Source organism: Sphingomonas sp. ABOLE (genome assembly GCF_003950455.1).
In the GTDB taxonomy this organism is placed as follows: domain Bacteria; phylum Pseudomonadota; class Alphaproteobacteria; order Sphingomonadales; family Sphingomonadaceae; genus Sphingomonas; species Sphingomonas trueperi.
Genome location: NZ_QQWY01000004.1, coordinates 59,111 through 83,897 on the forward strand (window position 1 = coordinate 59,111; position 24,787 = coordinate 83,897).

Annotated in this window: 28 protein-coding genes; 9 read left to right on the forward strand and 19 right to left on the reverse strand. The window is 68.6% G+C overall.

The features are described 5' to 3' along the window. Positions 1 to 9 precede the first annotated feature (9 nt). From CA234_RS03770 to CA234_RS03780, 3 genes are read right to left on the reverse strand one after another with little or no spacing between them, the layout of a single operon-like run. The gene (locus tag CA234_RS03770) at positions 10 to 240 is read right to left on the reverse strand and encodes a DUF4287 domain-containing protein (protein WP_126000940.1); all 231 of its coding nucleotides are present in this window, start codon (positions 238 to 240) and stop codon (positions 10 to 12) included. 17 nt (positions 241 to 257) lie between these two features. Continuing rightward, complete coding sequence (locus CA234_RS03775; RefSeq protein ID WP_126000941.1) at positions 258 to 740, reverse strand: VOC family protein; 483 nt, start codon at positions 738 to 740, stop codon at positions 258 to 260. A gap of 3 nt (positions 741 to 743) precedes the next feature. After that, entirely contained in the window at positions 744 to 1,175 is a 432-nt protein-coding gene (locus CA234_RS03780) for a VOC family protein (protein WP_126000942.1), read from the reverse strand. Between the two features lie 79 nt (positions 1,176 to 1,254). On the opposite strand from CA234_RS03780, the gene CA234_RS03785 reads away from it, so the two are divergent. Further along, the gene (locus CA234_RS03785; protein WP_126000943.1) at positions 1,255 to 1,935 is read left to right on the forward strand and encodes a winged helix-turn-helix transcriptional regulator; all 681 of its coding nucleotides are present in this window, start codon (positions 1,255 to 1,257) and stop codon (positions 1,933 to 1,935) included. Between the two features lie 73 nt (positions 1,936 to 2,008). Then, complete coding sequence (cobS, locus tag CA234_RS03790) at positions 2,009 to 3,013, forward strand: cobaltochelatase subunit CobS (protein WP_125972285.1); 1,005 nt, start codon at positions 2,009 to 2,011, stop codon at positions 3,011 to 3,013. A 34-nt stretch (positions 3,014 to 3,047) separates the two neighbouring features. Here the strand turns inward: cobS and CA234_RS03795 are convergent, their stop codons facing one another. From CA234_RS03795 to CA234_RS03820, 6 genes are all read right to left on the reverse strand, one after another. Then, a complete protein-coding gene (locus CA234_RS03795) occupies positions 3,048 to 3,302 on the reverse strand; it encodes a ribbon-helix-helix domain-containing protein (protein ID WP_126000944.1) in 255 nt (84 codons plus the stop codon). Between the two features lie 4 nt (positions 3,303 to 3,306). Continuing rightward, positions 3,307 to 5,136: a cobaltochelatase subunit CobT gene (gene cobT, locus CA234_RS03800; RefSeq protein WP_126000945.1), complete on the reverse strand. Its 1,830-nt coding sequence runs from the start codon at positions 5,134 to 5,136 to the stop codon at positions 3,307 to 3,309. Between the two features lie 72 nt (positions 5,137 to 5,208). Then, positions 5,209 to 6,102, reverse strand: coding sequence for an FAD:protein FMN transferase (locus CA234_RS03805; protein ID WP_126000946.1), 894 nt, complete (start codon positions 6,100 to 6,102; stop codon positions 5,209 to 5,211). A 98-nt stretch (positions 6,103 to 6,200) separates the two neighbouring features. Beyond that, positions 6,201 to 7,103 carry a DUF4198 domain-containing protein gene (locus CA234_RS03810; RefSeq protein ID WP_126000947.1) on the reverse strand — a complete coding sequence of 301 codons (903 nt, stop codon included), beginning with the start codon at positions 7,101 to 7,103 and terminating at the stop codon, positions 6,201 to 6,203. Between the two features lie 17 nt (positions 7,104 to 7,120). Next, positions 7,121 to 7,645 carry a DUF2271 domain-containing protein gene (locus tag CA234_RS03815; protein ID WP_126000948.1) on the reverse strand — a complete coding sequence of 175 codons (525 nt, stop codon included), beginning with the start codon at positions 7,643 to 7,645 and terminating at the stop codon, positions 7,121 to 7,123. 10 nt (positions 7,646 to 7,655) lie between these two features. Further along, a complete protein-coding gene (locus CA234_RS03820; RefSeq protein ID WP_126000949.1) occupies positions 7,656 to 8,300 on the reverse strand; it encodes a PepSY-associated TM helix domain-containing protein in 645 nt (214 codons plus the stop codon). Positions 8,301 to 8,492: 192 nt separating this feature from the next. Here CA234_RS03820 and CA234_RS03825 point away from each other — a divergent pair, with 192 nt between their 5' ends. Together CA234_RS03825 and CA234_RS03830 are read left to right on the forward strand one after the other, a co-directional pair. Further along, the gene (locus CA234_RS03825) at positions 8,493 to 9,392 is read left to right on the forward strand and encodes a pirin family protein (protein WP_126000950.1); all 900 of its coding nucleotides are present in this window, start codon (positions 8,493 to 8,495) and stop codon (positions 9,390 to 9,392) included. Between the two features lie 102 nt (positions 9,393 to 9,494). Further along, the gene (locus CA234_RS03830; protein WP_126000951.1) at positions 9,495 to 10,397 is read left to right on the forward strand and encodes an alpha/beta hydrolase; all 903 of its coding nucleotides are present in this window, start codon (positions 9,495 to 9,497) and stop codon (positions 10,395 to 10,397) included. Positions 10,398 to 10,482: 85 nt separating this feature from the next. Here CA234_RS03830 and CA234_RS03835 read toward each other — a convergent pair whose 3' ends face one another. After that, complete coding sequence (locus tag CA234_RS03835) at positions 10,483 to 13,287, reverse strand: TonB-dependent receptor (protein ID WP_126000952.1); 2,805 nt, start codon at positions 13,285 to 13,287, stop codon at positions 10,483 to 10,485. 239 nt (positions 13,288 to 13,526) lie between these two features. Beyond that, positions 13,527 to 14,609, reverse strand: a complete 1,083-nt coding sequence (locus CA234_RS03840) for a DUF2332 domain-containing protein (protein ID WP_126000953.1) — start codon at positions 14,607 to 14,609, stop codon at positions 13,527 to 13,529. A gap of 60 nt (positions 14,610 to 14,669) precedes the next feature. Here CA234_RS03840 and hisG point away from each other — a divergent pair, with 60 nt between their 5' ends. From hisG to thiL, 4 genes are read left to right on the forward strand one after another with little or no spacing between them, the layout of a single operon-like run. Continuing rightward, positions 14,670 to 15,320 carry an ATP phosphoribosyltransferase gene (gene hisG / locus CA234_RS03845; RefSeq protein WP_126000954.1) on the forward strand — a complete coding sequence of 217 codons (651 nt, stop codon included), beginning with the start codon at positions 14,670 to 14,672 and terminating at the stop codon, positions 15,318 to 15,320. After that, positions 15,317 to 16,603, forward strand: a complete 1,287-nt coding sequence (gene hisD, locus CA234_RS03850) for a histidinol dehydrogenase (protein ID WP_126000955.1) — start codon at positions 15,317 to 15,319, stop codon at positions 16,601 to 16,603. The genes hisG and hisD overlap by 4 nt, the downstream gene beginning before the upstream one ends. Before the next feature lie 12 nt (positions 16,604 to 16,615). After that, positions 16,616 to 17,077, forward strand: coding sequence for a transcription antitermination factor NusB (gene nusB / locus CA234_RS03855; RefSeq protein ID WP_121073911.1), 462 nt, complete (start codon positions 16,616 to 16,618; stop codon positions 17,075 to 17,077). 28 nt (positions 17,078 to 17,105) lie between these two features. Continuing rightward, positions 17,106 to 18,005 carry a thiamine-phosphate kinase gene (gene thiL / locus CA234_RS03860; RefSeq protein WP_125972261.1) on the forward strand — a complete coding sequence of 300 codons (900 nt, stop codon included), beginning with the start codon at positions 17,106 to 17,108 and terminating at the stop codon, positions 18,003 to 18,005. Here the strand turns inward: thiL and ruvB are convergent. Then, positions 18,002 to 19,024: a Holliday junction branch migration DNA helicase RuvB gene (gene ruvB, locus CA234_RS03865; RefSeq protein WP_064310980.1), complete on the reverse strand. Its 1,023-nt coding sequence runs from the start codon at positions 19,022 to 19,024 to the stop codon at positions 18,002 to 18,004. The genes thiL and ruvB overlap by 4 nt on opposite strands. 89 nt (positions 19,025 to 19,113) lie before the next feature. Between ruvB and CA234_RS03870 the strand changes: the two genes are divergently transcribed. Next, a complete protein-coding gene (locus tag CA234_RS03870) occupies positions 19,114 to 20,004 on the forward strand; it encodes a 2-hydroxyacid dehydrogenase (RefSeq protein WP_126000956.1) in 891 nt (296 codons plus the stop codon). 14 nt (positions 20,005 to 20,018) lie between these two features. Here CA234_RS03870 and CA234_RS03875 read toward each other — a convergent pair whose 3' ends face one another. The 7 genes from CA234_RS03875 to tolB all read right to left on the reverse strand — a co-directional run bounded on the left by CA234_RS03875 (position 20,019) and on the right by tolB (position 24,778). After that, complete coding sequence (locus CA234_RS03875) at positions 20,019 to 20,576, reverse strand: DUF4337 domain-containing protein (protein WP_125972257.1); 558 nt, start codon at positions 20,574 to 20,576, stop codon at positions 20,019 to 20,021. A 4-nt stretch (positions 20,577 to 20,580) separates the two neighbouring features. After that, entirely contained in the window at positions 20,581 to 21,177 is a 597-nt protein-coding gene (gene ruvA, locus CA234_RS03880; RefSeq protein ID WP_125972255.1) for a Holliday junction branch migration protein RuvA, read from the reverse strand. A gap of 121 nt (positions 21,178 to 21,298) precedes the next feature. After that, positions 21,299 to 21,541 (reverse strand): hypothetical protein, encoded by a 243-nt coding sequence (locus CA234_RS03885; RefSeq protein ID WP_125972253.1) that lies wholly within the window; start codon positions 21,539 to 21,541, stop codon positions 21,299 to 21,301. After that, complete coding sequence (locus CA234_RS03890; protein WP_125972251.1) at positions 21,538 to 21,756, reverse strand: toxin-antitoxin system HicB family antitoxin; 219 nt, start codon at positions 21,754 to 21,756, stop codon at positions 21,538 to 21,540. Before CA234_RS03890 ends, CA234_RS03885 begins: the two co-directional genes overlap by 4 nt. 9 nt (positions 21,757 to 21,765) lie before the next feature. Next, positions 21,766 to 22,671, reverse strand: a complete 906-nt coding sequence (locus tag CA234_RS03895; RefSeq protein WP_126000957.1) for an SPFH domain-containing protein — start codon at positions 22,669 to 22,671, stop codon at positions 21,766 to 21,768. Between the two features lie 131 nt (positions 22,672 to 22,802). Beyond that, the gene (gene pal / locus CA234_RS03900) at positions 22,803 to 23,315 is read right to left on the reverse strand and encodes a peptidoglycan-associated lipoprotein Pal (RefSeq protein WP_125972247.1); all 513 of its coding nucleotides are present in this window, start codon (positions 23,313 to 23,315) and stop codon (positions 22,803 to 22,805) included. Between the two features lie 65 nt (positions 23,316 to 23,380). Then, positions 23,381 to 24,778, reverse strand: coding sequence for a Tol-Pal system beta propeller repeat protein TolB (gene tolB, locus CA234_RS03905; RefSeq protein ID WP_241213226.1), 1,398 nt, complete (start codon positions 24,776 to 24,778; stop codon positions 23,381 to 23,383). Positions 24,779 to 24,787 lie beyond the last annotated feature (9 nt).

Here is a 24,787-nt window from a genome sequence, read left to right on the forward strand (position 1 = left end):
TCCTCTCGTTCAGGCATCGCCTTCGCGCTTGGCGCCCTTGAGCAGCGCGACGATCGCCATGGCGTGGCCGTGCCCCAAGCCGAACTGGTCCTTGAGATCGGCGACGATCGCCCCGGCCTTCACCCCGGCGCGCAGGCCGGACGCATCCGCCCACCCCTTCTCGGCAGCGTATGCGCGGAAATCGTCCGGGCTGCGGCCGGTCTTGGCCTGGATGTTGTCGAGATAGGCCTGGAACGACATGGTGTCTCCTCTTCGGCTCAAGCGGGTTCAACGGCCGCCTCCAGCGCGGCGATGTCGATCTTGCGCATTGTCATCATCGCATGCATCGCACGCGCCGCGCGGTCCCGATCGGGATCGGCCATCAGCTCGGCCAAGCGGCGGGGCACGATCTGCCAGCGCAGGCCCCAGCGGTCCTCACACCAGCTGCAGTCGCGCTCGGCGCCGCCATCGGCAGTGATCGCGTCCCACAGCCGATCGGTTTCGGCCTGGTCCTCGGTGTGGATCTGGAAGGAAACGGCGTCGTTGAATCGCGCCTGCGGCCCCGCGTTGAGCGCGATGTAGCGCAGCCCGGCCAGGGTAAACTCCACCACCAGCACCGCGCCCGCCTCGCCCGCCTGATAGGCGGTGGGCGCGCGCACCACCTTGTCGATGCGGCTGTCCGGCAGCAGCGAGGTGTAGAAGCGCGCAGCCTCTTCGGCGGCGCCGTCGAACCACAGGCAGGGGACGATCTTCTGCGCCATGGCTCAGGCCGGCTCCGCCTGCGACATCGCCTCGGCGGCGGCGGCCATGTCCATATGGAACGGCTCGAAGATATGGCCGTCGGGATCGGTGAAGGTGCGGCCGTACATGAAGCCCATGTCCTGCACCGGCCGGATATCGCCCGAACCGCCCGCCGCCGCGGCCTTCTCCACCAGCACGTCGACTGCGGCGCGATCGTCGAGCGGCAGCGCGATCAGCACCTCGGTCGCGGCGGTCGCATCGGCGACGGCACGCGGGGTGAAGGTCTGGAAGAAGTCGCGGTGGAGCAGCATGAAGGTCAGCGTGTCCGAGAACACCATCGCGCTCGCCGTGGGACCGCTGAACTGGGCGTTCTTCGTGCAACCGATCGCTTCGTAAAAGGCCGTCGCGCGCGGCACATCGGCCACGGGCAGGTTCACGAACACGCTGTTCGGCATCGTTGTCTCTCCCCATTCGGCACGGCTTTCGAGTCGCGCCCTGCTTGATTCGTGCCGCGCCTGATCCTAAAAAACAACCGTGAAGTTAGAAAATATAACCACACCCAAGCGCCGCTATGACGATGCCTGCGGCACCGCCCTCGCCCTCGAGTTCGTCGGCGAGCGCTGGGCGCTGCTGATCATCCGCGAATTGCTGCTCGGCCCGCGCCGTTTCGGCGAAATCCGCGCCGGGCTGCCGGGGCTCAGCGCCAATGTGCTCACCCAGCGGCTGCAGGGGCTGGAAGCCGACGGGATCGTCGTGCGCGAGAAGCTGCCGCCGCCGGCCTGCGTGCAGGTCTATGCTCTCACCCCCTGGGGATATGCGGCGGAGCCCGTGGTCATGGCGATGGGCCGCTGGGCGCTGCGCTCGCCGCGGCACGATCCTTCCCTCCCCTTCTCGCGCGTCTCGCTGATGCTGGCGCTGCGCATGCTGCTGCTGCCGGACAAGGCCGCGGGCTGGGCAGGCCGCATCGGTTTCCGGCTGGGCGAGGAGACCTATCGCGTCACCGTACACGATGGCGCCCTGGCGATCGACCGGGGCACGCTCGCCGATGCCGAGGCGGTGTTCGTCGGCGAGCCCAACGATTTCCTGCCGGTCCTGTTCGGGGTCATGCCGCTGCCCCTGGCACTCGCCGAGGGCAGGTTCGGTGTCGAAGGCGACCAGGCCCGCGCCGCCGACTTCGCCACGCTGTTCCTGCTGCCGCCCAAGATCGGCGGCTGAACCCTCCCATTAGGTCATGCGGTTGCAGTGCGGCAAACAAGCCACTAGGTCCGGTGCGACTGAAGGATTTGATATGGCCGACATCCCCAACACCCTGCCCGACAGCCGGGACTCCACGATCCTCGACGCGCCCGACAAGATGGTGAAGGTACGCGACCTGTTCGGGATCGACATCGACATGGAAGTCCCCGCGTTCAGCGAGGCGGACGAGCGCGTGCCCGATCTGGACCCCGCCTATGTGTTCGATCCGGACACCACGCTCGCGGTGCTGGCCGGCTTCGCGCACAATCGCCGGGTGATGATCCAGGGCTATCACGGCACCGGCAAGTCGAGCCATATCGAGCAGGTGGCGGCGCGGCTCAACTGGCCGTGCATCCGCATCAACCTCGACGCGCATATCAGCCGCATCGACCTGATCGGCCGCGACGCGATCGTGCTCAAGGACGGCCAGCAGATCACCGAATTCCGCGAAGGCCTGCTGCCCTGGGCGCTGCAGACCCCGACGGCTTTGGTGTTCGACGAATATGACGCGGGCCGCCCGGACGTGATGTTCGTGATCCAGCGTGTGCTGGAGACCGAGGGCAAGCTGACCCTGCTCGACCAGAATCGGGTGATCCGCCCGAGCCCCTGGTTCCGCCTGTTCGCCACCGCCAACACGGTGGGCCTGGGCGACACCAGCGGCCTGTATCACGGCACCCAGCAGATCAACCAGGGCCAGATGGACCGCTGGAACATCGTCGTCACGCTCAACTATCTTCCGGCGGCCACCGAGGCGCGGATCGTGCTCGCCAAGTCCGGCGAATATGACAAGCCGGGCGGCAAGGAGACGGTGGAGAACATGGTCCGCGTCGCCGAGCTCACCCGCCGCGGTTTCATCAACGGCGACATCTCGACGGTGATGAGCCCGCGTACCGTGATCACCTGGGCGCAGAACGCGCTGATCTTCGGTGACGTGGGCTTCGCCTTCCGCCTCTCCTTCCTCAACAAGTGCGACGACGCCGAGCGGGCGCAGGTGGCGGAATATTACCAGCGCGTGTTCGGCAAGGACCTGCCGGAGAGCGTGGTCGGGCGGGCGTAATCGGACCTATTCTCCCCTGCCAGGGGAGGACAGGCTAAGTTCGAGGTGCCGCCATCAGCCACGTCCGGATCGCGCTGGCAAGGTTCGGGGGATCTTCGGCGCTGATCCGCGCGTGGTCGATCGCCGCGACCAGCGCACTGAGCGGCAGCGCGGCGTCCGCCGCCGCCGTCTCCAGCGCGGCCCAGAAGATCGGCTCGAGGCTGATCGACGTGGGGTGCCCCGCGATGGTGATCGAGCGCTTGACCGGCCCGTGAAAGCCTCCCGGCGGGGCGATGATCTCCCGCGCCACCGCGTTACTCGGTGTCGAACAGGGCCGCCAGCTGCTCGACCATCGTGCCGGCGAGCTGCTCGGCATCCATGATCGTCACCGCGCGGCTGTAATAGCGCGTGACGTCATGGCCGATGCCGATCGCCGCCAGTTCCACCGGCGAGCGCGCCTCGATCCAGCCGATCACCTGGCGCAGATGCCGCTCCAGGTACGAGCCCGAATTCACCGACAGCGTCGAATCGTCGACCGGCGCCCCGTCCGAGATCACCATCAGGATCTTGCGGTCCTCGGGCCGGGCGATCAGCCGGCCATGCGCCCAGAGCAGCGCCTCACCGTCGATATTCTCCTTGAGCAGCCCCTCGCGCATCATCAGCCCGAGCGACTTTTTGGCGCGGCGCCATGGCTCGTCGGCCTGCTTGTAGATGATGTGGCGGAGATCGTTGAGCCGGCCCGGCTGCGCGATGCGCCCCTCGCCCAGCCATTTTTCGCGCGACTGGCCACCCTTCCAGGCGCGGGTGGTGAAGCCGAGCACTTCGGTCTTCACGCCGACGCGCTCCAGCGTGCGCGCCAGGATGTCGGCGCTGATCGCCGCGATCGAGATCGGCCGCCCGCGCATCGAGCCCGAATTGTCGATCAGCAGCGTCACCACCGTGTCCTTGAACTCGGTATCGCGCTCGATCTTGTAGCTGAGCGACTGCATCGGGTTCACCACCACCCGCGCCAGACGCGCCGCATCGAGCAGGCCCTCGTCCTGGTCGAAGTCCCAGCTGCGGCTCTGCTGCGCCATCAGGCGGCGCTGCAGCCGGTTTGCGAGCTTGGTCACCGCGCCCTGCAGATGCACGAGCTGCTGGTCGAGGTACGAGCGCAGCCGCTCCAGCTCGTCGGTGTCGCACAGGTCGGTCGCCGCCACGACTTCGTCGAACTGGGTGGTATAGGCGCGATATTCGAAGCTCGGCGGCAGGTCGCTCCACGGGCGATTGGGGCGGACGGGCATCATACCCTCGTCACCGTCGTCGCCCGGCTCGCCATCGCCATCGTCCATGCCTTCGGACTGCTGCTCCTGGTCGCCTTCCTCGCCCTGTTCGGACTCGCGCTGCTCGCCGCGCGCCTCGGTCTGGCCCTCGCCCTGCTGCTGCTGGGACTCGCCTTCTTCTTCGCCCTGTTCCTGCTGTTCTTCCTGGCCCTCCTCCTCGCCGCCGCCTTCATCGGCTTCGTCGGGGACCATCTCGCCTTCGGTCAGCTCGAGATCCTGGAGCAGCTTGGCGGCAAGCGCGGCAAAGGCATTCTGGTCGTCGATCGCCATCGCCATCGCGTCGAGATCCGATCCCGCCTTCTCCTCGATCCAGTCGCGCACCAGCGCCAGGCCGAGCGCGGCGCTCGACGGCGATTCGCGGCCGGTCAGCCGCTCGCGCACCATCAGGCCGAGCGCGGTGGACAGCGGTACTTCCTCGCGGGTGCGGGCACGGCCGATCGGGTCCGAGCGCAGCCGCATGGCCAGCGCCTGCTCGAGATTGTCGGCGATGCCGGCATAGCCGCGCGAGCCCAGCGCCTCGACCCGCGCGGCCTCGATCGCGTCGTACACGGCGCGCGCCACCGGCTCGCGCGGCGCGGTGCGGCCGTGGAGGTTCGCGTCGTGGTGGCGCATGCGGAGCGCAAAGCTGTCGGCAAAGCCGCGCGCCTCGGCGACCTGCTCCGGCGGCAGGGTGCGCGATGGCATCGGCACCTTGACCGTCTTGCCGCTCTGGAACGGCGCGTCGGCGGTGAAGCCGAATTCGAGTTCGTCGGCACCCGAAAGCGCGCGCGCGGTGCCCGCGAGCACGTCGCGAAGCCGGTCGAGAGGGTTGTCCTGCGCCATGTCTCCCACATGCGCCGCATGGGGCAGATGTCAAGGAAGCGCGGCCATCGCTGGCGGCGTCCTTTGGTGCAATCAGCCCAGCATCGCCTGCAACCTGGCGGAGATGCGTTCCGAGAACGCCTCACCCTCTCGCGTCACCATATGCGCCGCCAGCCCCTGCTGCTCGGCGAGCGCCATGCCCGCCGGTCCCAGCACCGTGAGCGCGGTCGCCCAGGCATCGGCCAGCATCGCCTCGCGGTGCAGCACCGAGACCGAGACGACCTGGTTGTCGATCGGCCAGCCGGTCCGCGGATCGATGCTGTGCGCGTAGCGGCGGCCGCCCTGTTCGAAGAAGCGGCGATAATCGCCCGAGGTCGCCACCGACAGGCCGTGCAGCGCGACGCGGAGCGGTGCGAGCGTGCTGTCCGGCACCGGCTCCAGCTCGACCCACCAGGGCTGGCCGTCGGGCTTGATCCCCTCGCCGCGCAGCTCGCCGCCGATCTCGATCAGGAAGTCCTCGATGCCCAGTGCGAGCAGCCGCTCGGCCACGGCATCCACCGCAAAGCCCTTGGCGATGCCGGAAAGGTCGATCTGCACCGCTTCGCGCCGGCGGATGCGGCGCTGCTCGGAATCGAACTCGAGGTGACGCGCACCCGACATGACCCTGGCCTCGCCGATCGCGTAGGCGCTCGGCACGTCGTCGCGCGGGCCGGCGGGGCCGAAGCCCCACAGGTCGGCGAGCACGCCCGAAGCCGGATCGAAGGCGCCGCCGCTCGCCGCATGGACCGACAGCGCCGCCTCCAGCACGCGCACCCCCTCGGGCGAAAGCGGCTGCCAATGGCCGAGCATGCCGCGGTTGAACCGGCCGACGCGCGAGCCCGGCTCCCAATGGCTGAACTCGCCGATCATCCGCATCAGCACCGCCTGGACGGTTTCGCGGATGTCCTCGGGCGGGTCGACGACGACCAGCCGCCAGGTGGTGCCCATCGTCGCGCCGCCAAAGGTTGCGACGGGCGCAGCCGGTCGCCGCCGGTGGAACGCCGCCGGCGACAGGCTTTCGGGAACGGCAATACGCGCGTCGATGATCAGGGTGCCAGTACCTCCAGCGTGGTCGTGTAGCTGACGCGGCGGCCGGAGGGAACGCCCCGCATGCCCTGCGGTCCGCCCTGGGCCGGACGCGGCGCCCCCGCCTGAGCCTGGGCCTGGGCCGGCGGACGCGGGCCCTCGCCTTCACCCTCGGGCCGCGGCGCGTTGGGCGTGACGTTGATCCAGTACATGCCCGCTTCCGGCCACTGGATCGTCACCTTGCCCGACGCATCGGTGCGCTGCTCCATCTGCTTGGGCGCATTGCGATAGCGGCCGCCGCCGAGGATGGTGGTGACATAGAGGCCCGAGGCGGGCTTGCCGTCGAGCAGGAACTGGAAGGTCGCGGGCTCATTGGCGACGAGATCGTTGGGGTGCGTCACCGGCACCAGCTCGATGCCCTCGCCGGTCGGCTTGAACACGGTGTTGGTCGGCGCGCCCTGCGTCACGAAGATCTCGTTGCGGGCGAGCATCTCGCTGGTCTGCACGTCGGTGGCGCCCGCCGGGATCGCGGTGGCGAGCTGCGCCTTGGTCGTGCCGCGCGGGAGCATCTTGGTCTCGCCGTTCAGCGTGTAGCGGCCGAACACGCCCTGATTGACCACCGCGATCCGATAGGTGCCCTGCTGGGTGAGGTGCACGTCGAAGGTCGCACGGAACTGGCCGACATTATGGTGCTCGGCCTTGCCTTCGGTACCGTCGGGCTGGGTGATCGTCGGGATCGCCCCCATCGGGCGGTGGTCGAAATAGAACAGGTCGTTCGACACCGCGGCATCGACGGTCACCCAGTTATCGGTGCCGGAGACGACCGTCGACGACGGCAGCAGCCACATGCGGTGGGCGATCGCGGCCGGCGCGGCGAGCGCGGTGACGGCGGCGAGGGCGAAAAGCGGCTTGCGGAACTTCATGATATGGATCCCCCGGTTTAGCGCTTGAGCGTGAACGAAACGGCGCCGAGCTCGCTGGTGCCCTTGGCAGCGGCGGTGGCGCTGCTGCCGTTCCAGGCGAAGGGCAGGCGCACGACCTCGCGGCCGCCGACTTCGCGCGCGGCCTCCACCACCAGCGTATACTGGCCCGGCGTGAGCGCGGGCATGCCGCCCTTGCCGGCGACGAGGCGCTGCTTCTGCACGCCCGGCGCGCGGGTGGCGCCGCTGATGCCGTCGGCGGGGAAGCTCATCGTGCGGCCCGCGGCGCGCCACCATTGGCGCACGTCGTGGAGCCATTTGGTGCCCTCGCCGCCGCGCTTGTCGACATCGTACCAGACGGAGAGGGTGCGGGCCGGCTGCCCCTCCTTCTCCAGCCACACCGCGACGTACGGCTTGTGATATTCGGCCACCCGCATGCGCGGCAGCTCGATGGAAAGGTCCATCGTCTGCGCCGCCGCCGCGTTCGGCAGCAGCGCGCCGGCGCCGAGCGCGGCGGTAGTGAGTCCGGTCAGGCGAAACTGCATGAAACCCCCTTTAGTGAATCAGGAACAGCGCGATCAGCGCGGGAATGGCGAGGCCGGCGGCGACCAGCGGCCAGGTGCTCTTGCGGTGCTTGGAATGCATCCACAGCAGCACCAGCCCGGTCAGCGTGAACACCAGGCAGGCAAAGGCGAAGACGTCGATGAACCATTTCCACGCGGTGCCGGCGTTGCGGCCCTTGTGGAGATCGTTGAGATAGGCGATCCAGCCGCGCGAGCTGATCTCGCTCGTCACCTTGCCGGTGTCGCGCTCGATCGCGATCCAGCCGTCGCCGCCGGGACGCGGCTGGGCCAGATAGATCTCGTCGGCCGACCATTCGGCGACGCCTTCCGCCGGCATCTTCAGGTTGGCGCGCAGCCAGCCGGCGACCGGCGCGGGCAGCGGCTGCTTGGCGTCGGGCTTGTCGTCGGGCTTGACCAGCGGCAGCAGCGCCCCCGGCAGCTGCGCCGCACGGTCCACCGTCTGCGGCGCGCCTTCGATGTCCGCGGCATGGTTGAGCGTGAAGCCGGTGATCGCGAACAGCAGCAGCCCGATCAGGCTGATCGCCGAGCTCATCCAGTGCCAGGTATGGAGCTGCTTGAGCCAGAAGCTCTTGCGGCTGCGCTTGCGGGGCGCGACGGGAGGAGACGGGGCGTGCATCGGGCGGTCGGGAATCTCGGCTGAAGTCGGGCCGATGCGATAACGCGAACGATTCGCATTTACAACGATCGAGTTGTAACAAGCTGTACCGGCCGCATCGGAAACGCTGTGTTCCCGATCCTATCCGCTGGTTTGGCTGGGCCTCGCCGCCGCGAGCGGCTATCCCGGCATCAGCAAACACGGAGACGAACGATGCGCGACGACCTGGTGATCCAGACGATCGAGCCGACCACGCACGACCTGGGCGGCTTCAAGGTGCATCGCACCCTCCCCTCGCGGCCGCGCACCATGGTGGGGCCGTTCATCTTCTTCGACCAGATGGGCCCGGCGATCCTCGACGTCGGCACCGGCATCGACGTGCGCCCGCACCCGCACATCAACCTCGCCACCGTCACCTATCTGTTCGCCGGCGCGCTCGACCACCGCGACTCGCTCGGCACCTATGCCACGATCGAGCCCGGCGCGGTGAACCTGATGACCGCCGGCCACGGCATCGTCCATTCGGAGCGCTCGCCCTCCGCCGAGCGCGAGAAGGGCCCCGAGCTCTCCGGCATCCAGACCTGGCTCGCGCTGCCGGAAGCGGTCGAGGAAATGGACCCCGCCTTCGAGCATGTCGCCGCCGCCGAGCTGCCGATCGTCGAGGCGCACGGCGCCCGCGCGCGCGTGATCATGGGCGAGCTCTGGGGTGCCGCGGCGCCGACCACCACCTATGCCCAGACCATCTATGGCGACATCGTCCTCGACGGCGGCGCGAGCGTGCCCATCGACGCGGTGGCGGACGAGCGCGCGCTCTACGTCGCGACCGGCGATGCCAGCCTCGACGGCATGCCGCTGCTGCCGATGACGCTCTACCTGCTCCGCCCCGGCGTCCGTGCGACGCTGCGTTCCGAACGCGGGGCTCGCGTGATGTTCTGCGGCGGCGAGGCGTTCAAGACGCCGCGCCACGTTTGGTGGAACTTCGTCAGCTCCAACCGCGATCGGATCAACCAGGCCAAGGAAGACTGGAAGGCCGGCGCCTTCCCCAAGGTGCCCCATGACGAGAAGGAATTCATCCCCATCCCCGAGGTTCCTAAGACGGTAAGTTACCCCTAGTTTTCCTTTACTTGCGGCTTTCGCCCAACCGGCGCATCAAGGGCCCAGGGCAGAAGACCCGACGGCACGGAGGCGGTGCCGGACAGGTACAGGGAGAGCTGCGTGAACGGAATCCAACAGACGAGCCTGCCGCTGGCGACGGGCGTCACGCTCAACGTCGCGCTGGCGGGGGATCCCGCCAATCCGCCCGTGATCCTGCTCCATGGCTTTCCCGAATCGCACCGCACCTGGCGGCACCAGATTCCGGCGCTGGCCGAGCGCTATTTCGTGATCGCGCCGGACCAGCGCGGCTATGCCAACTCGTCCAAGCCCGACGGCGTCGAGGCCTATGCCGCGGACAAGATCGCGGCGGACGTGTTCGCGCTCGCCGATGCGCTGGTGGTCGATCGATTCACGCTGGTCGGGCACGACTGGGGCGGCGCGATCGCGTGGATGGCGGCACTGCGCGAGCCCAAACGCGTCGCCCGGCTGGCGATCGTCAACGCGCCGCATCCACAGGTCTTCCAACGCAAGCTGTTCGACGATCCCGGCCAGCGCCGCGCGAGCCAGTATATCCGCTTCTTCCGCGAGACCGAGCTCGATCGCGCGCCGGACAAGACGGGGCTCGAGCAGTTCCTGCTCTCGCTGTTCGGCGAGCATCTCCAGGTCACCGTGCCGCGCGAGGAACAGGCGATCTATCTCGAACAATGGAGCCAGCCGGGCGCGCTCACCGCGATGCTCAACTGGTACCGCGCCACCCAGATCGTGGTGCCGGCGATGGACGAGGATCCGCCGCGCCCGAGCTGGATCGACGGCCCCTTCCCGCTCCAGCCGCAGCCCACGCTGGTGATCTGGGGTATGCGCGATCGCGGGCTGCTGCCCTGCCTGCTCGACGGGCTGGAGACGCTGATCCCCGACTATCGGATCGTCCAGATCCGCGACGCTGGCCATTTCGCCCCCTGGGAAAAACCCGAGGAGGTGACGAGCGCGCTGCTCGAATGGCTGGCCGCCCGGCCGGCGCAATAAAGCCGCCGGTCGAAGCCGGGCCTCTCCTTAAAAAAACGCCCGGTCGAAGCCGGGCGCAGGGGGGAAGGAACCGGAAGCCCGGGTCTCAGAAACGGAAGCGCACGCCGACGCTGTAGTAGCGCCCTTCGTAGCGCGTATCGATCGGGTAGTACTGCGTCTCGTTGAAGTAGCGATAGTTGCTGAACGGCTGCGCCAGGATATTGTTGACTTCGGCCGTCAACGTGATGTTCTCGATCGGCGTGTACGATCCCGAGAAATCCAGCCGCGATATCGGCCGCACGCTCTGGCCGGTATATTGCTGATCGTTCGAATTGCGACTGTAGAAATCGATATAGGAGCTGCGATAATTGTACGACAGGCGCAGCGATATCTTTTCGCGCTCGTAGAAGCCGCTGAGGTTGTAGGACCATTTCGACAGGCCGGTGAGCGAGACCATGGGCTGCGCCGTGCCGAGTGCCGCCGGCAGCTGGTTCTTGGCGTCGACATAGGTGAGGTTCGCCTGCGCGCCGAAGCCGCTCAGCCAGCCCGGCAGGAAGTCGAAGAAGCTCTGTGCCGAAAGTTCGAAGCCCTTGATCTTGCCGGTGCCGGCGTTCTCCGGCCGGCTGATCTGGATCAAGCCATAGACCGGATCGTTGACGTCGCGGGTGTAGTTGCTGATGAAGCCCTTGAGATCGCGATAGAATACCGCACCGCTCACCGCACCGTTCCGCCCGAAATAATATTCGATCGTCGCGTCGTAATTCTTCGAGGTCAGCGGCTTCAGGTCCGGGTTGCCGCCCGAGCCGAAAAAGGCGTAGCGCGAGGCGTTGCCGCCCGATCCGGCATCGGTGTTGCGGTTGAGGCTGAACGCGGGGTTGAGCTGGCCGAAGCCGGGCCGGGTACGCGTCATGGTGAAGCCCAGGCGCGCCTGCAGCCCCTGCGCCAGTTTGGCGCGCAGCCCGAAGCTCGGCAGCACGTCGACATAGTTCTGGCGATTGGTGTCGGTGACCGCCGAGACGGTGCCGTCCACCGCGGTCACCTTGGAGGTGCCGACATAGCGGCCATCGGTGTTGACGATGCGCACGCCGACGCTGCCGTCGATCGGGATGCCGACATCGAAGGCATAGCTGGCCGAGGCATAGGCGGCGTAGCTCGATTCCTTGGCGTAGAAACCGCCATAGGGATCCATCGGGATCGCCTGGGTGCTGAACTGCTGCAGCGCGTCCTTGTAGCCTTGGTCGTTCGGGTTGGCGGCGACGATCTTCTGGAGCGACGCATAGGAGAGCTGGCGCAGCGCCTCGGCATTGCCCTGGATCGCGTCATAGGACGGCATCAGCCAGTTGCGGAACGGCGGGCCGTCGCCGCGGAAGCCGTCCTGCACCTGCTCCAGGCTGCCGGTCGGCAGGCTGGCGAACGGGATGTTCAGCGTCGGCGTATAGGCGTAGCGGTTGCCCTGTCGGCGCTTCGCGTCACGGTCGGTTGCGCGCAGGCCGAACTTGATCTTGGGCAGCCAGCCGATCTCGGTATCCAGCGCGACGTCGCCGCGCCACTGGATGCCGGCGCCGCTGACATAATATTCGCGCTCATAATAGCCGCGCCACACATAGTTGGCGGGGTTGGTCATGTCGTAATTGCCGAGATCGAACCAGGAGGACTTCTCCTTCTCGAAGATCACGTTGACCGGCGGCGCCGAAGCGGTCTGCGAATCGAGGCTGCGTTCGTTGGCGCCATATTCCGAGAAGGTGTAGGCGAAGTCGCTCGAGATCACCGCGCGGCCGGTGTTCCAGATGAAGCCCGCGGCGGCCTGGTAGGTGTTGGTGAAGTCGCGGCTGGTCGAACGGAACATCTCCGCCGGATAGCCGCCGGTCTTGCTCACGCTGACCAGCTTGTTGGGCTCACCGGGCACGCGGACGATGTTCGACAGGGTCGGGGGCACTTCGACGCCCGCGGCGTTCTTCGGCGCGGCGCGCAGCAGCGACACGTCGAAGCTCTCGGTCGAACCCTGGTTGCGGAACGCCTGCCACAGGCCGTCGGCATAGATTTCGAGATTGTGCGCCGGCTTCCACTGGAGCGAGCCGTTGACCGACGGGCGCTCGCGCAGCCCGCGCGGATAATAGAGGCCGACGCTGTACGGCAGGCGGAAATCGGCGGCCTCGCCCGCGGGCAGCGTCGCCTTGCTGTTCGCCACCGGATCGACGCCGCCATTGGTGTAGCGGATCGCGTTGTTATAGTAGAAGCGGTTATAGGCGACGTTGACCAGCGCCCCCATCTCGCCGATCGGCGTGTTCCAGCGGTTGCTGATCAGCAGATTGCCGTTCGGGTTCGTCTTCTTCGACTGGTCGTTGTACGAGGCGCGGATCGCGCCGGCGATCTCCAACCCCTTGAAGTCGAACGGACGGCGCGATCGGACGTTGACCAGCCCGGCCAGGCCCGGCTCGATCAGATCGGCGGTGGCCGACTTGTACACTTCCAGCGCCGCGAGCGCGCCGGCGGGGAAATCATGCACCTGCACGGTGCGGTTCTCGGCGGTGAAGATCTCGCGCCCGTTGAACGAGGTCCCGACGTCCGGCAGGCCGCGGATCAGGATGCCCGAAGCTTCGTCCGCATAGCGGCTGACCTGCACGCCCGGCAGTCGCGCAAGGCTCTCGGAAGCATTATTGTCCGGCAACTTACCGATATCCTCGGCGACGATGGCGTCGAGGATCGAATCCGAGTTGCGCTTAAACTCGCGTGCCGAGGCAAGGCTGGCGCGGATGCCGGTGACGAGGATCTCCTCCTCGGTCGCGCTGCTCTGCGCGCTGGGCGTTTGCGGCGTCTCGCCGGAATTTGCGTCGGATTGTGCCCATGCCGGCGCGGCACCGGCGAGCGCCATCAGGGCCACGCCCATCAACAGAATCGGTTTGCGAGTCATGCCGTCCTCCCCTTTCGACGTCCACCGGCTCGGGCTTTCCCGATCGCTGCAGCGGACACAGATCACCGCGACAGACGCGGCTTCGATCTTTTAAGTCCGACAAAACGGCAAAACTGTCAATGATGCAGGGATGAAAATTCGCGCTCAACGGTGAAAGACGAGCAGGAGCAACGCGTTGCTCCCGCAAGGGCGACGGTGCCGTCTGCCGGCAGTGCGTGGGAGGGCCGCCAGCGCGGCCGTCAGGCGACCCGCATCACATAAGGCGTGGTGTCATAGGGCGGCGCGAGCCCCTCGACCCAGGCGCCGTGCGCATGCGTCCGCGCGACCAGTTCCATCGGCGTGTCGCCGGGCCAGCCGCGCACCCGCACCTCCTGCGCGGCGAGGTCGCGATTGGGCTCCATCATCACCCAGCCGAGCGGGCGCTCGGGCGTCGCGGCGGCGCCGGCTGCCTCCATCCTCGCGGCGATGCGCGCCTGCGCCTCGGGCCGCAGATATTGCCAGACGACCGAGTGCATCAGCACCCGGGTGACGCCCGCCGGCTGCGGCTCGGCGAGACGGGCTTCGAGCCAATCGGCGGCATCGCCGCGCTCCAGCCGCACCGGATCGGCGCGCAGCATCGCGATTCCGGTGTCCAGCCGCGCCTGCCGCGCCACCGCATCGACCCAGACATAGGCCTGCAGCCGATCGGCATCGCGGTCGTCGGTCAGGTCGAGCGGGGCGATGTCGACGCCGCGGGCGGAGACGATCGCCACCGGCACCGCGGGCGGCGGGCTGCCCCGCCATTCGGGCCGCAGCAGCAGCGGCGACTCGGCGGGGCCGACCGCCACCCCGCCCAGATCGAAGCGGTAGCGCCCCAGCATCAGGTTCAGCCCGGCGCTCGACCCGATCTCGAGCAGTTCGAAGCGCGGGCCATAGCGCTGCGCGAGATGCAGCAGCCCGGTCATCAACCCGTTCGAACGCGCCGCCTCGTTGGTCTGGGGCGGGCCGTAGAGCCAGGGCATCAGCGGCAGGTCATAGGCGCAGAGCACCGCATCGAGCGCCGTGGCCATCCGGCCAATATCGGTCTCCTCGCCCGTGAAGATGCGCCGCAGCTCGATCACGCCGCGCCGATGCAGCGCATGCAGTCCGCCCACCAGCCGCAGCACCAGCGCGTCGGCCACCGGCTCGCCCGGCCAGTCGAGCACCCGCCGCCCCGTCTCGCTGCTTCGGCTGATCCCCTGCCCCAGCGCGGTACAGATGCGCGCGGTGATCGGCGCATCCATCGCCGCACAATAGTCGGCCTGGATGGCAAAACTCTTGCGGTTCTCTGCTTCGGACGCCATGCGCTTCCCCTTTGGCGCGTGTTGCGCCCATGGCCGCCCCCAAGTAAAGCCCCCGCACCCATGACCGAGCCGTTGATCCTTGCCGTGCCGAAAGGCCGGATTCTCGAAGAGGCGCTGCCGCTGCTGGCGGCGGTCGGCATCGTGCCCGAAGCCGCCTTTTCCGATAAGAACTCGCGCGCGCTGCGTTTCGCGACCAACAACCCGGTGATCGACCTGATCCGGGTGCGCGCCTTCGACGTGGCGACCTTCGTCGCGCACGGCGCCGCGCATCTGGGGATCGTGGGTTCGGACGTGCTCGCCGAGTTCGACTATTCGGAGCTCTACGCGCCGGTCGACCTGGGCATCGGCCATTGCCGCATCTCGGTCGCCGAGCCGGTGGCGCTCGCCGAACAGGACGATCCGCGCGGCTGGAGCCATGTCCGCGTCGCGACCAAATATCCGCACATCACCCGCGCCCATTTCGAGGCGCGCGGGGTGCAGGCCGAGTGCGTCAAGCTCAACGGCGCGATGGAGCTGGCGCCGGTGCTGGGGCTCGCCCCGCGCATCGTCGACCTCGTCTCCTCGGGCCGCACGCTGAAGGAAAACGGACTGGTCGAGGTGGAAGTGATCGCCGAGGTGACCAGCCGCCTGATCGTCAACCGCGCCGCGTTCAAGACGCGCGCGAGCGAAGTCGTGCCGCTGGTCGACGGCTTCCGAAAGGCCGTGGCATGATCCGCCTGAACTCCACCGACGCCGGTTTCACGCAAGCCTTCACCGCGTTGGTCAACGCCCGCCGCGAAGCGGACGACGATGTCGCGCGCAACGTCACCCACATCATCAAGCGCGTCCGCGACGAAGGCGATGTCGCGCTGCGCGACCTGACCCGGCTGTTCGACAAGCATGATCTGGACCGCTCGGGCTGGACGATCGACCGCGCCGACTGCCTCGCCGCCTATGAGGGGCTGACACCCGAGCTGCGCGACGCACTCGAACTCGCCGCCGAGCGGATCGCGGTCTATCATTCGAAGCAGCGCCCCGAGGATCGCGACGAAACCGACGCGCAGGGCATCCGCCTCGGCGCGCGCTGGACGCCGGTCGATGCAGCGGGCGTCTATGTCCCCGGCGGCCGCGCGGCCTATCCCAGCTCGGTGCTGATGAACGCGATTCCCGCCAAGGCGGCGGGCGTGCGCCGGCTGGTGATGGTCACGCCGACGCCCAACGGCGAGGTGAACCCGCTGGTCCTCGCCGCCGCGCATGTCGCGGGCGTCGACGAGCTGTACCGCGTGGGCGGTGCGCAGGCGGTGGCCGCACTGGCCTATGGCACCGAGACGATCGCGCCGGTCGACGTCGTCACCGGGCCGGGCAATGCATGGGTGGCGGAGGCCAAGCGCCAGCTCTACGGCGTGGTCGGCATCGACATGGTCGCGGGCCCGTCCGAAATCGTCGTGGTGGCCGACGGCAAGAACGATCCCCAATGGATCGCCGCCGACCTGCTCAGCCAAGCCGAGCACGACCCCACCAGCCAGTCGATCCTGTTCACCGACGATGCCGCCTTTGCCGACAAGGTCGCGGCGGCGGTCGACGCGCAGATCGCGACGCTGGCGACCGGCGCCACCGCACGTACCAGCTGGGACGCGAACGGCGCGATCATCCTGGTGCCCGACCTGCCCACCGCGATGCCGCTGGTCGATCGCCTCGCGCCCGAGCATCTCGAACTCGCCTGCGACGATGCCGAGCCGCTGTTCGACATGGTCCGCCATGCCGGATCGGTGTTCCTCGGCCGCTATACGCCCGAAGCCGTCGGCGATTATGTCGCCGGCCCCAACCATGTGCTGCCCACCGGGCGGCGCGCGCGCTTCGCATCGGGCCTGTCGGTGCTCGACTTCATGAAGCGCACCTCGTTCCTGAGCCTGGATCCGTCCGGGCTCGCCGCGATCGGCCCCGCCGCGGCCGCGCTCGCAGAAGCCGAAGGCCTGCCCGCGCACGCGAAGTCGGTCGCGATCCGTCTAAAGTGATAGAGTAAGAATATGGCCAGTCCGCAAGCACGCTCCCGTTCCAAGGCCCGCGCCGCCGCGCGCCTCGGTGCCGTCCAGGCGCTGTACCAGCGCGAGATGGAGGGCACCTCGATCCCGGCGCTGCTGCACGAGTTCCACCAGCACCGGCTCGGCGCGATCATCGAGGACGTCGAATATGCCGACGCCGACATCGCCTTTTTCGACGACATCGTCAGCGGCGCCGACGCCCGCCGCGAGGAGATCGACGGCATCATCGCCGCCAAGCTGAGCACCGGCTGGACGCTGGAGCGGCTCGACAAGCCGATGCGCCAGATCCTGCGCGCCGGCACCTATGAGCTGCTCGCCCGCGCCGACGTGCCGACCGCGGCGGTGATCAGCGAATATCTGGATGTCACCGACGCCTTTTACGATCGCCGTGAAAAGGGGTTCGTGAACGGCATTCTGGACGCGATCGCCAAGGACGCACGCGGTTGATGCCCGCCCCTGCCCCGTGCCGGGCGGGATGAACGAGGCGGCGTTCCTTGCCTATCTTCGTCACCTGCCGCTCCATGCCGGAGCGCGCGGGCTGCGCGACGATGCGGCCGTGCTCGGCGATCTCGTCCTCACGCACGACCTACTGGTGGAGGGCGTCCACTATCTGCCGGACGATCCGGCGGAGGACGTCGCCTGGAAGCTGGTGGCGGTGAACCTGTCCGATCTCGCCGCCAAGGGCGCGGTGCCGGAGGGCGTGCTGCTCGGCTATCCGCTCGCGGGCGACGAGGCCTGGGACTCGTCGTTCCTGGCAGGGCTGGACGCCGCGCTGGCGGCCTTCGCCTGCCCGCTGATCGGTGGCGACACGGTGAAGGCGCCCCCAGGCGTGCCGCGGACGCTGTCGCTGACGGCGCTCGGGCGCTCGCCCCATGCTCCGGCAAGGAACGGCGCGCAGGCGGGCGATCTGCTCTACGTCACCGGCACGATCGGCGATGGCGGTGCGGGGCTGGAGGTGGCGAGGACGGGAGAGGGCCCGGCGACGCTGCTCGCGCGCTACCGTCGCCCGACGCCGCGGCTGGAGGAGGGCCAGGCGCTCGCCTCGGGCGTGCACGCGATGATGGACGTGTCCGACGGGCTGCTGATCGACGCGACGCGGATGGCCGAGGCCAGCGGGCTGGGGGTGACGATCGACCTCGCCGCCCTACCGCTTTCGGCGGACTATCAGGCGGTGCGCGGCGGCGACCGCGCGGCGCGTCTTGCCGCCGCGACCGCGGGCGACGATTACGAGCTGCTGTTCGCGGCGCCACCGGGACCACTGCCGCTGGCAGCGACGTGCCTCGGCGCGTTCAGCGAGGGCGCAGGCCTGACGCTCCACGATGCCGGCACACCGCTCCCGCTGCCAGATCGGCTGGGCTTCGAACACGGCGCCTAGTCGAACAGCCCGTCCTGCGATCCAGCCGGCGGATTGAGGCCGAGATGCTTCCAGCCCGGCCCGTTCAGGCACCGCCCCCGCGCCGTCCGCGCGATCAGGCCGAGCTGGATCAGATAGGGCTCGATCACTTCCTCGACGGTATCGCGCGGCTCGCTCAGGCCGGCGGCGAGCGTCTCCACCCCCACCGGGCCGCCGCGATAGACGTCGGCGATCATCATCAGATAGCGCCGGTCCATCGCGTCGAGCCCCAGCCCGTCGACCTCCAGCCGGTTGAGCGCCGCATCGGCGACCTTGGCGTGCACCACCGCCTCGCCGAAGACGTTGGCGAAATCGCGCACGCGGCGCAGCAGCCGCCCGGCGATGCGTGGCGTCCCCCGCGAGCGGCGCGCGACCTCCCGCGCCCCATCGGCGGCGATGTCGAGCCCCAGCAGCCCGGCGGCCCGGGTCACCACCCGCTCCAGCTCATCGACGGTGTAGAATTGCAGCCGCACCGGGATGCCGAAGCGGTCGCGCAGCGGGGTGGTCAGCAGCCCCTGCCGCGTCGTCGCCCCGACCAGCGTGAAGCGCGGCAGATCGATCCGCACGCTGCGCGCCGAAGGCCCTTCGCCGATCATCAGGTCGAGCGCGCGGTCTTCCATCGCGGGATAGAGCACTTCCTCCACCGCCGGATTGAGCCGGTGGATCTCGTCGATGAACAGCACGTCGCCGTCCTCGAGATTGGTGAGCAGCGCCGCCAGATCGCCCGACTTGACGATCACGGGGCCGGAAGTCGAGCGGAACCCCACCCCCATCTCGCGCGCGATGATCTGGGCGAGCGTGGTCTTGCCCAATCCCGGCGGCCCGAAGAACAGCACATGGTCCAGCGCATCGCCGCGCGCTCTGGCGGCATCGATGAACACGCGCAGATTCTCGCGCGCCGCCTTCTGCCCGACGAACTCGTCGAGCGACTTGGGACGCAGCGCGGCGTCGACGTCTTCGGCGCGGCGGCCGGCGGTGAGGAGGCGGTCGGTGTCGGTCATGGCAAGGAAATCACATTGTAGCCGCCGCGCACGCGCCGGTCGATTGGCTGGACTGGCAAAGCCGCGGCGAAGCGCGCATCTAGGGGCGCATGGTCGATCTGTACGTGGCAACCGCCATTTCCGACTCGCTCCGCGCCGAACTCGCGCGGCGCTTCACGCTGCACGAGCGCACCCCACCCGCGACCACGCGCGCGATCGTCGGCGGCGGTCAGCTGCAGCTGGATGCGGCGATGCTCGATCGGCTGCCCGAACTGGAGATCGTCGCGATCAACGGGGTCGGCTATGACGGGCTGGATCTCGATGCGTTGCGCGCCCGCGGCGTGCGGGTGTCGACCACCCCCGACGTGCTGACCGAGGACGTCGCCGATCTCGCCATCGGGCTGATGCTGGCGGTACAGCGCCGGATCGCCGCCAACGACGCGCTGGTGCGCCGCGGCGGCTGGAAGGCACCGCTCGGCCGGCATGCCAGCGGCCGCCGCATCGGCATTTTCGGGATGGGCAAGATCGGCGCCGCCATCGCCGCCCGCGCCGCGCCCTTCGCGCGCGAGCTGCTCTACACCGCCCGCAGCGCGAAATCGCTTCCCTGGCGCTATGTGCCCGACATCGCCAGCCTGGCGGAGGAAAGCGACGTGCTGATCCTGGCGGCACCCGGCACCGCGGCGACGGCGCACGTGGTGGATGCCGCCGTGCTGGACAGGCTCGGCCCCGCCGGCGTGCTGGTCAACGTCGCGCGCGGCAGCCTGGTCGACGAGGATGCGCTGGTCGCGGCCCTGTGTGCAGGCACCATCGCCGGCGCGGGGCTGGACGTGTTCGCCGACGAGCCCCACGTGCCCGAGGCGCTGCGCGCGATGGAGCAGGTGGTGCTCGCCCCCCATCAGGGCAGCGCCACGGCGGAGACGCGCGCGGCGATGGCGGCGCTGGTGGTCGCCAATCTCGACGCGCATTTCGCCGGCGAGCCGCTGCCGACGCCGTTGCTCTAGGGGCGCCCTGCCCCTCATCCCAGCAGCGTGCTCAGCACGTCGGGATGGAAGCCCCAGCCGGCGAAGCCGCACAGCCCCATGAACAGCCCGAACGCGCCGAACACCCAGGCGACCACCAGCAGCCAGCTGCTCTCCGCCAGCGCCGAGACGGCCGCGACCGAGATCGCGGTGGCGATCGCCGCGTCGCTGGCGTCGAACTGGTCGTCATGGACGTTGAGCGCGTCGTACAGCGCCGCCTGCGCCTTGGCCTGCTCGGCGAGCCTGGGTGCCTCCTGCTTGTACTTGGCGATATCGGCATCGAGCCCGTGCAGGATCGGGGCGACTCTCGCCGGATCGCTCGCCACCGCCGCGATCTGCGCGCGGCTGGTTTCGGCGAGGTGCTGCTTGGTCTTGGTGGCCTGATATTCGTTCCACAGGTCGACCGAGCCGGACTGCGCCTGTTCCATCGACTGGACGATGTTGCCGTCCTTGATGTTGCACAGCCCGGTCGCGACCGACAGCACCACCACGGTGATCGCGACGCGGCGGTTGAGGCGCTTGTCCTTCGCCTCGGCGGAGACTTCGATTTCCACGATGCTACTTCGCCGCCTTGCGCAGCGCGAGGCGGACGAGCGCGTCGAGCGTTGCTGCCGGGCCGAGCTCGTCGCTGGCCGCGTTGACCGCCGCGCTGGCCTCGGCGGGCTTGAAGCCGAGGTTGAGCATCGCCGACACCGCATCGGCCCCCGCCCCGCCGCTGGGTGCCGCCGTGGCACCGACCCCGCCGAGCGCGAGGCCGCCGGCCTTGTCCTTCAGCTCGTTGACGATGCGCTGGGCGAGCTTCGGCCCCACCCCGTTCGCCCGCGCGATCGTCGCGGAATCGGCGCGGGCGACGGCGGTGCGCAGTTCCTCGGGGGCGAGGATCGATAGGATCGCCAGTGCCACCTTGGCCCCCACCCCCTGCACGCTGGTCAGCAGCTTGAACCAGTCGCGCTCGTCGGCGGTGGCGAAGCCCATCAGCCGGATCGAATCCTCGCTGACCAGCATCTCGGTATGGATGGTGACCTGCTCGCCCACCGCGCCCAGCTTGTCGAGCGTCTTGGCCGACGCCCCGACCAGATAGCCCACGCCGTTCACGTCGATCACCGCATGATCGGCGCCGCTGGACGCCAGTGCGCCGCGGAGGTGGGCGATCATCGGCGGGGCTCCCAAAGGAGGGGGAGCGGCGACAGGAACGAGGCGAAGCGCGGCATGCCCGGTACATAAGCGGAACAGTGAAACGGAGAAAGCGATTTCACTCGTTCCTGCGGCACGCCGTTCAGGGCCGCCAGCGCCACGCCCCGTCGGTCTTCGCCCAGCTGATCCAGACCAGTGCCAGCGTCAGCGGCGCGAGCAGCGCCAGGAACAGCGGGTGCCGCGGCATCGCCAGGCGCAGGATCAACCCGGTCAGCAGCACGAACAGCGCCACGACCAGCCAGCCCTGCCACGTCACCGGCGTCGCGCCATAGCCGAACGCCTTGGGCTTGAACCAGAAGCCCGGGCGCACATCCTCCTCGCTCATTCCTCGTCTCCTTCCACCTGCTTGGGCGGGCGGCCGCGCCTGGGGCGCACCGGGTCCGCCAGCTTCACCCCCCGCCGCGCCAGCGCCTCGCGCAGCAGGCACTCCACCTGCGCGTTGACGCTGCGCAGGTCGGTCGCCGCGCTCCGCTCGATCGCTGCGTAGAGCGCCGGATCGAGGCGGAGCGGGAAGGCCTTTTTCTGCGGGGGGACGCTCACGCGACGGCCTTACTGATAGAGCGAACCGGCATTCACCACCGGCTGGGTGTCGCGCTCGCCGCACAGCACCACCATCAGGTTCGAGACCATCGCGGCGCGACGCTCGTCGTCCAGCTCCACGACATTCTTCGCCGAGAGCTGGTCCAGCGCCATCTCGACCATGCCGACCGCGCCCTCGACAAGCGCCTTGCGCGCCGCGACCACCGCCTGGGCCTGCTGGCGCCGCAGCATCGCGCCGGCGATCTCCTGCGCATAGGCGAGATGGGTGAAGCCGCATTCGTCGACGGTGATGCCTGCCACCAGCAATCGCTCGATCAGCTCGGCGCGGAGCTCGCCGCCGACCTGGTCGTGGTTGCCGCGCAGGGTGACTTCCTGATGCTCGAAATCGTCATAGGGATAGCGCGAGCCGATGGTGCGCACCGCCGCCTCGATCTGGACGTTCACGAAGGCCTTGTAGTCGTCGACGTCGAACAGCGCCTGCGCGGTGTCGGTCACCCGCCACACCACCTGCGCCGCCATCTCGATCGGGTTGCCGCGCAGGTCGTTCACCTTGATCTTGTCCGAAATCATGTTGTTGGCGCGGACCGAGACCTTGGTCTTGATCAGCCACGGCCAGGACCAGCGCAGGCCGGTGGTGCGATCGGTGCCGCGATAGTCGCCGAACAGCAGGATCGCCGCCGCCTGGTTGGGCTGGAGCAGGTAGAAGCCGCACAGCACGAAGAGGAAGACGAGCGACGCGAGCACGATCCACGCGACCACCATCCAGTCCGGCAGCCGATCGATCTGCGTGAAGGCCAGTCCGCCGAAGACCAGCGCCGCCACCGCGACCAACAACATGCCATAGCCGCTCGCCGTGTGCGCCACCGACTCGGTGCTCTGGCGCAAAGCGGGCGCGGTGCTCCGTACGTCCGTCATTTTTCCCTCCTGAATTATGATATCATATTTATATCGAATCAGAAGGCCGGACAAGCGGATTCGGCGAACACGAAAAAAAGGCCGCCGGAGCATGTCCCCCGGCGGCCTCGATTTCGGCGTCAGGCCCGAACTCAGTTCAGGACGAGCGTCACCGCGCGGCGGTTCTGCGCCCAGGCGGCTTCGTCCGAACCCAGCGCGATCGGGCGCTCCTTGCCATAGCTGATCGTGGTGATGCGATCGGCCGAGACGCCCTGCGCCGCCAGATAGTTCTTCGCGGCATTGGCGCGGCGATCGCCCAGCGCGAGATTGTATTCGCGGGTGCCGCGCTCGTCGCAATGGCCTTCCAGCGTGATGCGGACGTTCGGGTGCGCGACCAGCCACTTGGCCTGGCTGTCGAGGATCGCGCGCGACTGCTGGTCGACGTCATACTGGTCGAGCGCGAAGTGGATCGTGTCGCTCGTCACCTCGCGGCGGAACTGCTCGGAGAGCGGCGTGGTCTGCGTCGTCTCGCCATTGCCATAGGGCTGGCTCGGCGCCGGGGTCTCGGTCGGCGCGGGCGGCAGTTCCTTCGGCGGCTTCTTCGAGCAGGCCGCGGTGGCGACGAGTGCCACGCCGAGCATCAGGCTGGGGACGAGCTTGGTCATGAATTCCTCCTTGTACTAGTGTCGCGCATGCCGCGCATTCGTTACGCTAGAGTTTCTACTTGGTGTCAGGGACGCACGGCACCCCAATTTGGATCCGAGCCGTCGAGCGGCGTCGGCACTTTTCGCGTCGCGCGGCCGGTGAGGTCGACCGTCCAGAGGTCCGGGCGGCCCGATCCCTGGGCGGAGCGGAAGAAGATGATCACGCGGCCGTTGGGCGCCCAGCTCGGGCCCTCGTCGCCCCAGCTGTTGGTGAGCAGCTGCTCGCCGCCGCCCGAGGGATTCATCACGCCGATGCGGAACGCGCCGCCGCCCATGCGGGTGAAGGCGATCTGGTCGCCACGCGGGCTCCAGGCCGGCGCCGCATAGCGCCCGCCGCCGAAGCTGATGCGGTGCTGGTTGGAGCCGTCCGCGTTCATCACATAGAGCTGCTGGGTGCCGCCGCGATCGCTTTCGAACACGATCTTGGAGCCGTCGGGCGAATAGCTGCCGCCGGTGTCGATGCCCGGCGAGGTGGTCAGCCGCTGCGGGGTGCCGCCGCTGGCGGGCACGCGGTAGATGTCGGTATTGCCGCCGACCGCCATCGAGAACACCACCCAGCGCGCATCGGGCGACCAGTGCGGCGCGAAGTTGAGCGCCACGTTCGCCACCAGCGTGCGATCCTGGCGCGAGTTGAGGTCGTAGATGTGGATCGACGGGCGATCGCGCTCGAAGCTCATGTAGAGGATCGCGTTGAGCTTGGGGCTCAGCCGCGGGGTCAGCACGATCGACTGGCCGTTGGTGAGGAAGCGGTGATTCGCGCCGTCCTGATCCATGATCGCGAGCTGCTTGCGGCGGCGATTCTTGGGGCCGCTCTCGGCGATATAGACGACCTGGGTGTCGAAATAGGGGCCCTCGCCGGTGAGCCGCGCATAGATCGCGTCGGCGCACTTATGGCCCGCGCGGCGCCAGTCGCCCGGCGAGACGACGAAGCCCTGGCGGATCAGCTCCACCTTCGACGAGACGTCGTAGAGGTAGCAGCCGACCGTCAGCGTGCCGTTCGAGTTGGCGCGGACATAGCCCTGCACCAGCGACTGCGCGCCGGTGCCGCCCCAATAGTCATAGGCCGGGGCGGTCACTTCCGGGAAGGCGACGGTGCGCAGCTGCGCAGGGGGAATCGGCGTGAACAGCCCGGAGCCGCGCAGATCGTTGGTGATGATGTCGGCGAGCTTCTGCCCCAGCACGTCGGTCGAGCCGGCCGGGGTATCCACCACCGCCGAGGTCGGCATCGCCGGGATCGCTATCGGCATCGGCGCGGAGATGCCGCCGACGATGTCGATCACCGGTTGCGCGCCGCCCTGCTGCGCTGGCTGCGCGGCCTGCGCCTGCGCTTCGGGGCTGTTGGCGATCGGCGGCGGCGGAGTCGTCTGGGCGTGGGCCGCGGTCACGAAGCAGACCGTCGCAAGGGCCGCAAATTTGAATTTCATCGCTTCATC